This window comes from Streptomyces sp., assembly GCF_031181705.1.
Classification (GTDB): Bacteria; Actinomycetota; Actinomycetes; order Streptomycetales; family Streptomycetaceae; genus Streptomyces.
The window spans coordinates 1-10628 of record NZ_JAPSKN010000172.1; the positions used below are offsets into that span (position 1 = coordinate 1).

Consider the following 10628-nt stretch of genomic DNA (forward strand, 5'->3'; position numbering starts at 1 on the left):
AACGCGGTGAGGAGCGCCTGCACCACCAAGGGGTGCATGTGCGCCGACAGGGACCGCACGTCCCGCGCGTCGCGCTCCGCCATCTCGGCGCGGAAGAGCTGGGAGAGTTCCCGGGCCGCGGCGCGCGTGTGTTCCAGGAGGACCTTGCGCGCCGCGAAGATCGCCTGAGGGGAGAGCGGCACGTCCAGCAGCCCGGCGCCCAGCCGGAGCAGGCCGAGGTCGGTCTCGTAGCCGTCCTCGGCGGGCCGGACCACGCCCATCGCGACGAGCCGCTCGACGTCCTCCTCGTCCAGCGGCCGCCCGGCCCGCCGCGCCAGCTCCTCGTGGGTGACCGTCTCGACGGTGTCCGGCGCCCAGGACGCCACCACCGCACGGTGCACGGCCAGGTCGTGCGCGCTCAGGTCGGGCGGCAGCTGCCGCAGGTACCGCTCGATGCCGGCCAGCGTCATGCCCTGCCGCTGCAGCTCCTCGATCAGCGCCAGCCGGGCCAGGTGCTCCCGCCCGTAGTGGCCCACGCGCCGGGGACCGAGCACCGGCGGCGGCAGGAGCCCCTTCGTGCCGTAGAAGCGAACCGTGCGCACCGTGACACCGGCCCGGGCGGCCAGCTCGTCGATCGTGAGGGTCGGCTCCTCGGCGTCGGTCGTCATGTGCAGCAGTATCGCTGTCCCACCAGTGTGGTGACACCTCGTCCGCAGCAGTCGATGAGCATGCGGTGAACGCCGGGCGGCGGCTGTGCGGGTCCCTGGTGGACCTTGTGAGAAGTGACGCTCTGTGACGCCGGTCACCGTGTGCGAGCTGAGGCGTGTGGGAAAGTGCTGCCTTGGTCTGTGCCGCGTCACAAGGGTGGTGCGGGCCGACGCACTGTACGGACCCCGGACCCACCACGTCCGGGGCGATCCAGGAAGTGGAACCACCCGTGAGCAAGGACGCCGTGAACACGGCTGCGGCCACGCCGCGTACCGATGCGGCCCAGGTGCCCGCGGACGCGGGCGACGCCGGCTACAGCAAGGACCTCAAGGCCCGCCACGTCAACATGATCGCCATCGGCGGCGCGATCGGCACCGGACTGTTCCTGGGGGCGGGCGGCCGGCTGCACAACGCGGGCCCGGCGCTCGCGCTGGCCTACCTGGTCTGCGGCATCTTCGCCTTCTTCGTCGTGCGGGCCCTCGGCGAACTGGTCCTGTACCGGCCCTCCTCCGGCTCGTTCGTGTCGTACGCGCGTGAGTTCCTCGGTGAGAAGGGCGCCTACGTCGCCGGCTGGATGTACTTCCTGAACTGGTCGACCACCGGCATCGCCGACATCACCGCGATCGCGCTCTACACGCACTACTGGAGCCTGTTCACCGACATCCCGCAGTGGGTGCTGGCGCTGATCGCCCTGGCGGTGGTGCTGGCCGTGAACCTGATCTCGGTGAAGATCTTCGGCGAGATGGAGTTCTGGTTCGCGATCATCAAGGTCGCGACGCTGGTCGGCTTCATGCTCATCGGCATCTTCCTGCTCGCCACGCAGCACGAGGTGGGCGGTCAGACCCCGGGCCTGAGCGTGATCACGGACAACGGCGGCGTCTTCCCGCACGGCGTGATGCCGGTCGTCCTCGTCATGCAGGGCGTGATCTTCGCGTACGCCGCGCTGGAGCTGGTCGGTGTCGCCGCGGGCGAGACCGCCGAGCCGGAGAAGGTCGTCCCGCGCGCGGTGAACTCGATCATGTGGCGCGTCGGCCTGTTCTACGTCGGCTCGGTCGTCCTGCTGGCCCTGCTGCTGCCCGGCTCGGTCTACTCGGCCGACCAGAGCCCGTTCGTCACGGTCCTGTCGAAGATCGGCGTCCCGGCCGCGGGCGACGTGATGAACCTGGTGGTCCTGACCGCCGCCATGTCCTCGCTGAACTCGGGCCTGTACTCCACGGGCCGCATCCTGCGCTCGATGGCGATGGCCGGCTCGGCGCCCAGGTTCACCGCCCGGATGAACCGCAGCCAGGTCCCCTACGGCGGCATCCTGCTCACCTGCGCGGTCTGCGTGCTCGGCGTCGGCCTGAACTTCCTCGTGCCGGCCCAGGCCTTCGAGATCGTGCTGAACGTCGCCTCCCTCGGCATCATCAGCACCTGGGTGATCATCATGATCTGCCACCTGGTCTTCGTCCGCCGCGCCAGGGCGGGCCTGGTCGCCCGCCCCTCCTTCCGCCTCTTCGGCAGCCCGGTCACGGAGATCGCCACGATCGTCTTCCTCATGGCCTGCCTCGGCATGATGTGGAACGACCCCGAGGTCGGCCGCAGGACGCTCCTGCTCATCCCGCTGATCGCGATCATGCTCGTGGCGGGCTGGTTCGGCGTCCGCCGCCGGGTGTCGCAGACGGCCGACCAGGAGCTGTCGAACCTGACGAGGTAGCGGACGGGGGCCGCTGCCCGTGGCCCCCACCGGTCGAGCGCCGCGTCCGGGTGCCCGGGTCGAGCCGCTGATCGAGGAGCGGCTGGTTGGCCGGTCGGTACCGGTGACCGAGTACGACCACGGCGACGGAGCCGGCGCGTCGCGTCAGCGCGGGACGCCGAAGCCCCGCAGCAGGCAGTCGGCCAGCCGTCGGGCGATCGTTCCGCCGGGATCAAGGCGTGGGTTGAAGATCGTGACGGTGAGGCCGAGCGCACCGTCACCGGACAGTGCCGTGCGCAGCACGGTCTCCAGTTCCCGCCAGGACAGGCCGTCCGGCAGACGGTAGTCGACGGCGGGCATCACCGCGTCGTCCAGGACGTCGACGTCGAGATGGACCCAGTACCCGGCGCCGCCGCGGGAACCGGTCAGCAGCCCGACCGCCCGCCGGGCGGCCTCGCCGGCGCCCAGGGCGCGCACGGTGCGCAGCTCCATCGCGTGCAGCGCCTCCGGCAGCGGCTGCGTCCCGTACGCCGCGGACTCCTCCGCGTCCCGGAACCCCAGGGCGACGACGTCCTCGTCCCGTACCAGCGGGCCACGCCCCTCCAGGTCGGCCAGCACGCGCGGGCCGCGCCCGGTGGCCAGGGCGAGCTCCATGGAGGCCACCTCGCCGGCCGGCTCGGCCCGAGGCTGGTAGAAGTCCGTGTGCCCGTCGAGGAACAGCAGCCCGTGCCGGTCCCGGCGGCGCAGCGCGAGCAGGGTGCCGAGCAGCACGCTGCAGTCGCCGCCGAGCACCAGCGGGAACCGGCCGCCGTCGAGGACCCCGCCCACGGCGTCGGCCAGCTCCGCGGAGTAGGCCGCGATGCCGCCCGGGTTCAGCATCCCGGTCCCCGCGTCCCGCTGCGGGTCGTAGGGCGGCGGCTCGGCCCGCCCCGCGCTCTGTGCCGCGAGTGCCTCGGCCAGCCCGGCGCCGAGCAGCGCCGGCGCCAGGTCCTCGACCCCCGTGGGACGCAGTCCGAGCACGGACGGTGCCTCGATGATCGCCACGTTCCGCACGCCCGGCTCCTCGTCCTCGTCGCCGGCCCTGTGCACGCCGGGCCCATACGCCCGGTGCGTATGGGCCCACCGTAGACCGCGGGGCGGGACGGGGCGCGTCAGTGACGGTGCCCCGCGCCCTGCGCGTGGCCGCCGTGCTCGTGCACCCCGTCGGTCGCCGCGATCTTCTTCCACGACCTCGGCTGGGCCACCGTCCTGACCGCCTTCGCGACCGCCGCGTCCCGGGCCGCGGGCGCCCCCGGCTTGGACGGCTGGAACAGCCAGGTGTCGAAGAGAGCGGCCAGCGGCTTGCCGGACACCTCCTCGGCGTACCGCCGGAAGTCGGCGACGGACGCGTTGCCGTGGGCGTACTTCCGCGGCCAGCCCTTGAGGATCGTGAAGAACGCCTCGTCGCCGATCGCGTTGCGCAGTGCCTGCACGGCCAGCGCGCCGCGGTCGTAGACCGCGATGTCGAACTGGTCGTCCGGGCCGGGGTCCCCGGGCCGCACCGTCCAGAAGGGGTCGTCGGCGGGGTGCGAGGCGTACACGTAGTCGGCGAGTTCCTGCGCGGTGCCCTCGCCCTCGTGCTCGGACCACAGCCACTGCGCGTACCGCGCGAAGCCCTCGTTGATCCAGATGTCCTTCCAGCCCTTGAGGGACACCGCGTCCCCGTACCACTGGTGGGCCAGCTCGTGGACGACGAGGGACACGTTCGAACCGTTGGCGAACTGCCGGGGGCTGTAGAACGGCCGGGTCTGGGTCTCCAGCGCGTACCCGGTGTTCGTGTTCGGGACGTACCCGCCGAGCGCGTTGTACGGGTAGGGCCCGAAGTAGCCGCTCAGCCAGTCCACGATCTCGCCGCTGCGCTCGATGCTCGCGCGGGCCGCGCCGGCGTGGTCGCCGAGGTCCTTGCTGTACGCGTTGACGACCGGGATGCCGCTCTCGGTCGTGCCGGTGGTGAGGTCGAACTTCCCGACCGCGAGCGTGGCGAGGTACGTGGCCTGCGGCTTGTTGGAACGCCAGTTCCAGCGCGTCCAGCCGAGCCGTGAACTCGTCGACTGCAGCGTGCCGTTGGAGATGGCCTGGGTGCCGTCCGGCACCAGCACGGACACGTCGTAGGTGGCCTTGTCGAGCGGGTGGTCGTTGCTCGGGAACCACCACGCGGCCGCCTCCGGCTCGTTGGCCGCGACACCGCCGTCCGGGGTGCGGTGCCAGCTGGTGAAGCCGTAGGCCCGCTTCGACGACGGCACGCCGTGGTAGCGCACGACGACCGTGACGGCCGTGCCCTTGGACAGCGGGGTCTTCGGAGTGATCTCCAGTTCGTGTTCGCCGGAGGTCGTGAACGTGGCCTTGACCCCGTTCACGCGCACCTCGTCGACGTCCAGCAGGAAGTCGAGGTTGAAGCGCGACAGCTCCTGGGTGGTGCGGGCCACGAGGGTGGCCGTGCCCTCCAGCTCGTCCGTGGCCGGCTGGTACCTCAGCCGGAGGTCGTAGTGGGAGACGTCGTATCCGCCGTTGCCGTAGGCCGGGTAGTAGGGGTCGCCGATCCCCGGCGCGCCGGGGGAGTGGGGGGCGGCCGATGCCGGGATCGCCAGCAGGAGGACGGCCGCTGCCAGGGCTCCCGGCGCGATGATTCTGCGGTGCACGCAAGGCTCCAAGTCGTAGGTCCCGAAGTCTGTCCGGAGCCTATTGACTCCCTGTGTCACTGGTCATGTCCATGGCCCCTGTTGTCACACGATCGCCATTCGGCCGACATGAGACACCCGCCCCGCGGAGCGCTCCCGGACACGCCGACCCGTCAGCGGCCCTCTTCTGAACAGGAGTTCACCGATGTACCGTCCGGCGCATGCCGAAACGCACGCGCTTCACGACCTGGAGACCGCTCGCGACGGCGGCCACGGCCGCCCTGATGGCCACACTGCTCACCCCGGCGGCCGCACAGGCGGCCCCCCGCGGGAGCCAGCCCGTCCACTCCTACGAGAACGCCATCCGCGAGGCCGTCTGGGTGGACACCGGACTCGACGGGGACGGCGACGGGAAGGCGGACCGGGTCGCCGTCGACATCGTCCGCCCCCGCGAACCCGCCGCCCGGGGCCGCAAGGTCCCCGTCATCATGGACGCCAGCCCGTACTACTCCTGCTGCGGGCGCGGCAACGAGAGCCAGAAGAAGACGTACGACGCGAACGGCGACGTCGTGCAGATGCCGCTGTTCTACGACAACTACTTCGTCCCGCGCGGCTACGCCGTCGTCGGCGTCGACCTGGCCGGAACCAATCGCTCGGACGGCTGCGTCGACGTCGGCGGCCGCTCCGACGTCCAGTCGGCCAAGGCCGTCGTCGACTGGCTCAACGGCCGCGCCAAGGCCTACACCACGCGCACCGGCACCACCCGCGCCGAGGCCGGCTGGACCAACGGCCGCACCGGCATGATCGGCAAGAGCTGGGACGGCACCATCGCCAACGGCGTCGCCGCAACCGGCGTCGAGGGCCTGGAGACCGTCGTCCCGATCAGCGCCATCTCCTCCTGGTACGACTACTACTTCCAGCAGGGCGCCCCGCTCTACGACTCCGGCCCCGACTGGCTCTCGCACTACGTCAACAGCCCCGACGCCCGCGCCAAGTGCGGCCCCGTCCAGCAGAAGCTGGCCGAGGGCGCTCCGCGCACCGGCGACTGGACCCCGCTGTGGACCGAGCGCGACTACGTCGAGGCCGCCCGCAAGGTGAAGGCCAGCGTCTTCCTCGTCCACGGCATGCAGGACCTCAACGTCCGCATGAAGCACGTCGGGCAGTGGTGGGACGCTCTCGGGAAGAACGGCGTCGACCGCAAGATCTGGCTCTCCCGGACCGGCCACGTCGACCCCTTCGACTTCCGGCGCGCGGCATGGGTCGAGACCCTGCACCGCTGGTTCGACCACGAACTCATGGGCCACGACAACGGCATCGACCGCGAGCCCATGGCCGACATCGAACGCGCGCCCGACCAGTGGAGCACCTCCCGGACCTGGCCGCCCAGCGGCACCCGCGCCGCCACCCTGCGCCCCGGCCAGGGCGCCCAGGACGGCGTCGGCACCCTCGGCCTGCACCGCCGCCACGGCACCGAGACCATCACCGACGACCCGGCGCTGAGCGAGACCGACTGGGCCGCGAGCATCGACAAGCCGACACCGGAGAAGGCCGGCTTCGTCACCGGAGCGCTCACCCGGGACCTGCGCCTGTCCGGCTCGTCCGAGGTCACCGTCACCGCGACCCCCTCCACCCCCACGGCCCACCTCTCCGCCGTCCTCGTCGACATCGGCCCCGCCACCATCCGCGACTACGCCGACCCGGGTGAGGGCGTCACCACGCTCACCGACCGCACCTGCTGGGGCGCGAGCACCGCCGGCGACAGCGCCTGCTTCAAGGAGACGAAGGCGAAGACCGCCGACGTCGACTACACGATCGTCAGCCGCGGCTGGGCCGACCTGGGCAACCACGCCTCCGACGCCAAGGGCACCCCGCTCACCCCGGGCAAGCGGTACACGATCACCCTCGACCTGGCGGCCACCGACCATGTCGTGCCGAAGGGCCACCGCCTGGCACTGATCGTCGCGGGCACCGACAAGGGTCTCATCGACCCTCCCCCAAGCTCTCGGCTTCGCTCGAGCAGGGAGGACCCCCATGCCGACCGGCCGGAGCTGACGCTCGACCTCGCGCGTACCTCGGCACGCGTGCCGTTCGTCGGCGGGGCCACCGCCTTCGCCCGCGCCACCGCGGGGAAAGCGTCCGCCACGCCCGGCGCCTCCCTCCTGGACGGCGTACGGGAGCCGCGCACCACCCACCGCGTCCCGGGGGGAGCCCGGTGATCCGCGCCCGCGCCCTGACCTTGACCCTGACCGCCGCGGCACTCGCCGCGTCCCTGGTCGCCGTCCCGGCCGAGGCGACGGCCACGGACGCACCGCCGCGCACCGGCTTCGAACGGACGAACGGAGCCCGGTGGACCACCCAGCCCGAGGAGCAGGACTTCCTCAGGGCCGTCGACCGGTCGAGCAGCCGCGTCTCCGTGTCCCGCTTCGGCACGACGAAGCAGGGCCGCCCCCTCCAGCTCGTCCGGATCGGCACCCGGCCGAGTCCCAGCAAGGTGCTCCTCGTCTGCAGCCAGCACGGCGACGAGCCCTCCGGCCGGGAGGCCTGCCTCACCACGATCCGCGATCTCGCCCACGCCCGGGACAGCCGCACCCGGCGCTTCCTGGACCGCACCACGGTCCTCGTCGTGCCCACCGCCAACCCGGACGGCCGGGCCGCGAACACCCGCGGCAACAGCGACGGCGTCGACATCAACCGCGACCACCTCGCCCTGCGCACCGCCGAGGGCCGCGCCCTCGCCGCCGTCCTGCGCGACCAGCGCCCCGACCTCGTCTACGACCTGCACGAGTACGGCGCCACACCCCCCTACTACGACAAGGCCCTGTTCGACCTGTGGCCGCGCAACCTCAACACCCGTGACGCGGTCCACGAGGAGGCGCGGACACTGTCCGAGGCGTACGTCCGGCCCGCCGCGCAGCGGGCCGGCCACTCGACCGGCACCTACGGCATCTGGACCGACCCGGACACGGGCGAACCGATCAGGCAGGTCGCCGGGGACGGGCAGGAGCGCATCCTGCGCAACATGTCCGGGGTGAAACACTCCGTCGGCCTGCTCATCGAGAGCCGCGTGGACCCGCTCACCGACGCCGAGAAGGCGGACGAGGCGCTGAACAACCGGCGCCGGGTGACCTCGCAACTGGCCGCCCTGAAGGGCGTGTTCGGCTACACCGAGGAGCGCCGTGGCCGGATCGAGGCGGCCACGGGCCGGGCCCGTCTCGCCGGGTACGCCACCGGCGGCCCGGTCTACCTGGGCGGCGCCGACAACGACCCGCCCGAACCGGCGGACGTCATCGCCGACCCGCCCTGCGGTTACCGGCTCACGGCCGCCCAGTACGCCGAGGTGGGAGACGAACTCGCCCTGCACGGTGTGCGCGTGCGCAGCGACGCCGAGGGTGTGCTCGTGCCCGTGCGCCAGTCCCTGCGGGCGCTCGTCCCGCTGCTGCTCGACGACCGGGCCGAGTACCACCTGACCGGAGGTTCACGCGAAACCGCATGCTGAGGGGGGTGAAAATCCGCCACACGTGGTAGCAGCGATACGGAGGAACCGATTCTCCACGCTGTCCCGATGAAAGGTGCCGCCTGTGACGCAAGAACGACCAAGCGACAAGGACCCCCACGAGGGAGCCGCGCTGCCGGGGTCGGAAGCGGGCCTGCCCGGCCGGACCCGGCCGCAGACCGACCGCATCGTCTTCGGCGTCACAGCGGTGCTCACCCTCGCCTTCGTGGTCTGGGGCGCCGCGGCGACCGACTCGCTCGAAGACGTCTCCACGAGCATGCTCAGCGGCCTGATGCACAACGGCGGCTGGGCGTTCATGCTCGCCGCCTCGGGCTTCGTCGTGTTCGCCCTGTGGCTCGCGATCAGCCGCTACGGCCGGATCCACCTCGGCGCGGAGGGCGAGGAGCCCGAGTTCCGCACGGTCTCCTGGGTCGCCATGATGTTCAGCGCCGGCATGGGCATCGGCCTGATGTTCTACGGCGTGAGCGAGCCGCTGTCGCACTACTCGACGGCCCCGCCGGGCACCGACCCGGCCGACTCCGGTGAGCGCATGGAGACGGCCATGGCGACCACCCTCTTCCACTGGACGCTCCACCCCTGGGCGATCTACGCCGTGGTGGGCCTGGCCATCGCCTACAGCACCTTCCGCAGGCGCCGCCGGCAGACCATCAGCGCCGTGTTCACCCCGCTCATCGGCAAGAAGCACGCCAACGGCGCCGCCGGCCGGGTCATCGACATCCTCGCGATCGTCGCGACCGTCTTCGGCTCCGCCGCCTCCCTGGGGCTCGGCGCGCTGCAGATCGGCTCCGGTGTGCAGGAGCTGGACTGGATGGACGAGGTGAGCACCGGGCTGCTGGTCACGATCATCGCGGTGCTGACCCTGGCCTTCGTCGCGTCCGCGGTGTCGGGCGTGGAGAAGGGCATCCAGTGGCTGTCCAACACCAACATGGTGCTGGCGCTGGTGCTCGCCCTGTTCGTGTTCGTCGCCGGGCCGACCATCATCGTCCTGGACCTGCTGCCGACCTCGGTCTTCGCCTACCTCGGCGACCTGCCCCGGCTGGCCGGCCGCACGGAGGCCAGCGGCGGCGAGGGCGTCGGGGACTGGCTGGGCAGCTGGACCGTCTTCTACTGGGCGTGGTGGATCTCCTGGACGCCCTTCGTCGGCATGTTCATCGCCCGCATCAGCCGGGGCCGCACCATCCGGCAGTTCGTCGGCGGTGTCATCCTCGTGCCCAGCACGGTCAGCCTCATCTGGTTCGCGATCTTCGGCGGCTCGGCGATGAAGATGCAGGAGCAGGGGCAGCTCGGCAAGGAGACGACCCCGGAGGGCCAGCTCTTCGGCGTGCTCCAGCAGTTCCCGATCGCCACCGTGACCAGCCTGCTCGTGATGATCCTGGTCGGCATCTTCTTCGTCTCGGGCGCCGACGCGGCCTCGATCGTCATGGGCACGCTGTCGCAGAAGGGCGCGCTCGAACCGGGCCGGCTGGTCGTGGTGTTCTGGGGCGTGGTCACCGGCGCGGTCGCGGCGATCATGCTCATGGTCGGCAGCGGGCAGGGCGACGCCCTGACGGGCCTGCAGAACCTCACGATCCTCGCGGCGGCGCCGTTCGTCGTCGTGATGACCTTCATGTGCGTGGCCCTCATGCGCGACCTGCGCCGCGACCCGGTCATCGTGCGCGAGCAGATGGGGTCCGAGGCCGTCGAACTGGCCGTCATCGAAGGCCACAAGAAGTACGACGGCGAGTTCGAGTTCCGCGTCGGCCCGGGCCGCGGCCCGGACGTCGAGGGCGACCCGATCGGCAAGCACTGACACGAACCTTCAGGGCGCTTTGGGCATTCCACCCGGGGCGCCCTGGCCGTTCCACGGGCCCCGCGCACCGGGTGCGGTCCTCGCCGCAGTCGTTGTCCGGCCGCACCGCTTTCCCGGGCGCATCCGGCGGCCGGGGTCGTGCACGGGGTCGGCGGCCCTGCGGGGGGGCCTGGTGGCGGTGTGGGCTCCGGCGCGGCGCCAAAGCTGCCGGGCGCGGTGGGTCGGGCGACTCCGGCCCGGTGCCGAAGCAGCCGGGTGCGGGCCCCGCCTCAGCCGGTGGCCAGTCCGGCCGCCTCCTCCGCGCAC

The 10628-nt window shown here is 71.9% G+C and carries 7 protein-coding genes; 4 read left to right on the forward strand and 3 right to left on the reverse strand.

Going from position 1 to position 10628, the window contains the following annotated elements; genetic code table 11:
* A partial coding sequence (locus RIN80_RS24085; RefSeq protein WP_309097738.1) for a MerR family transcriptional regulator occupies positions 1-647 on the reverse strand: 647 nt, incomplete at its 3' end.
* A gap of 269 nt (positions 648-916) precedes the next feature.
* Here RIN80_RS24085 and RIN80_RS24090 point away from each other — a divergent pair.
* Entirely contained in the window at positions 917-2383 is a 1467-nt protein-coding gene (locus RIN80_RS24090) for an amino acid permease (RefSeq protein WP_309097739.1), read from the forward strand.
* A 144-nt stretch (positions 2384-2527) separates the two neighbouring features.
* Here RIN80_RS24090 and RIN80_RS24095 read toward each other — a convergent pair whose 3' ends face one another.
* Entirely contained in the window at positions 2528-3451 is a 924-nt protein-coding gene (locus tag RIN80_RS24095; protein ID WP_309097740.1) for an arginase family protein, read from the reverse strand.
* A 62-nt stretch (positions 3452-3513) separates the two neighbouring features.
* Positions 3514-5040: a M1 family metallopeptidase gene (locus tag RIN80_RS24100; protein ID WP_309097741.1), complete on the reverse strand. Its 1527-nt coding sequence runs from the start codon at positions 5038-5040 to the stop codon at positions 3514-3516.
* Between the two features lie 200 nt (positions 5041-5240).
* Between RIN80_RS24100 and RIN80_RS24105 the strand changes: the two genes are divergently transcribed.
* The 3 genes from RIN80_RS24105 (at position 5241) to RIN80_RS24115 (ending at position 10322) form a co-directional block, all read left to right on the forward strand.
* Positions 5241-7235: a Xaa-Pro dipeptidyl-peptidase gene (locus tag RIN80_RS24105; protein ID WP_309097742.1), complete on the forward strand. Its 1995-nt coding sequence runs from the start codon at positions 5241-5243 to the stop codon at positions 7233-7235.
* A complete protein-coding gene (locus RIN80_RS24110; protein WP_309097743.1) occupies positions 7232-8515 on the forward strand; it encodes a M14 family metallocarboxypeptidase in 1284 nt (427 codons plus the stop codon). The genes RIN80_RS24105 and RIN80_RS24110 overlap by 4 nt, the downstream gene beginning before the upstream one ends.
* Before the next feature lie 82 nt (positions 8516-8597).
* Complete coding sequence (locus tag RIN80_RS24115; protein ID WP_309097744.1) at positions 8598-10322, forward strand: BCCT family transporter; 1725 nt, start codon at positions 8598-8600, stop codon at positions 10320-10322.
* The last annotated feature ends 306 nt before the right edge of the window (positions 10323-10628 follow it).

What these genes read in the sequence shown, in the direction of transcription:
- RIN80_RS24105 (WP_309097742.1), top strand. Translation starts at nt 5,241, where the DNA reads ATGCCGAAACGCACGCGCTTCACGACCTGGAGACCGCTCGCGACGGCG.